1 protein-coding gene is annotated in these 1,009 nt (G+C 57.1%); it reads right to left on the bottom strand.

Annotated elements, in window-relative coordinates:
* Positions 1 to 1,009, bottom strand: a 1,009-nt coding sequence (locus V5T57_RS20040; protein ID WP_332893049.1) for a Calx-beta domain-containing protein, incomplete at both ends; no start/stop codon positions are given.

The following is a 1,009-nucleotide window of genomic DNA, read 5'->3' as shown; positions in this document are numbered from 1 at the left end:
GTGGCAAAGGTGAGCGTGCCGCTTTGGTCGGTATAGTCGGATCCTGCCGCGGCGCTGTCTGCTGCCAGTGCGTAATCCACTGTTTGATCGGCCTGAGCATCCCCTTCCCGGTACACCGTAAAAACCAGATTACCCGCCTCTGCCGCCGTGCCGTTGGCGACAGAAAAGGTGGTTTCATCTTGCACATCATCGGTAAGGGTGGTTTGAGCCGTGGCATTGACAATGGATGTGCCCGTAGAGCCGTTACTGAGGGAGAGACTAAAGGTCTCATCCCCCTCATACAACGTATCGCCACTGGTGCTTACCGTAACCAGTTGGCTATGGGCACCGGTGGCAAAGGTGACCGTACCGGATTGATCGCTGTAGTCGGTACCTGACCCGGTGGCACTGCCGGCCACCAATGCATATTCAACGGTTTGATCCGCTTGAGCATCTCCATCACGGGTAATGGTAAACACCAGGTTGGAGCCCTCTGCCACCGAGCTGACCACCGATACACCCAAGGAGGTAATATCTGCACTGTCATCCACAATGGTCGCGGTAGCCTGTCCATCCCCCACATGCCCGCCGGTTGAGACAGAGCCCAAAGAGATGGAGAAGGTCTCATCCCCTTCATACAACGTATCGCTGGAGGTAGCCACTGTGACCAGTTGTGACGCTTCGCCGGTGGCAAAGGTAACCGTGCCCGCTGCGGCACTATGGTCTACAGCGGACCCTGCCGCCGTGCCATCGGTAAAGCTGTAGGCCACCGTCTGATCGGCTTGAGCATCTCCATTACGGGTGATGGTAAAGACCAGATCACTCCCCTCCGCCACCGATGCATCGGTCACGGAGAAGGTGGTTTCATCGTTGCTGTCATCGGTGATCACACCGGTTGCCGTCGCCACAGAGATGTGTGAACCGGTAGAACCATTGCTCAAGCTGATGCTAAACTGCTCATCCCCTTCGTAGAGGGTGTCGGACAGCGTACTCACCGTCACCAGCTGGCTACTCTCACCCGTGGCAAAGG

Source organism: Magnetococcus sp. PR-3 (assembly GCF_036689865.1).
GTDB lineage: Bacteria > Pseudomonadota > Magnetococcia > Magnetococcales > Magnetococcaceae > Magnetococcus.
This window is presented reverse-complemented; position numbering and strand designations above follow the sequence as displayed.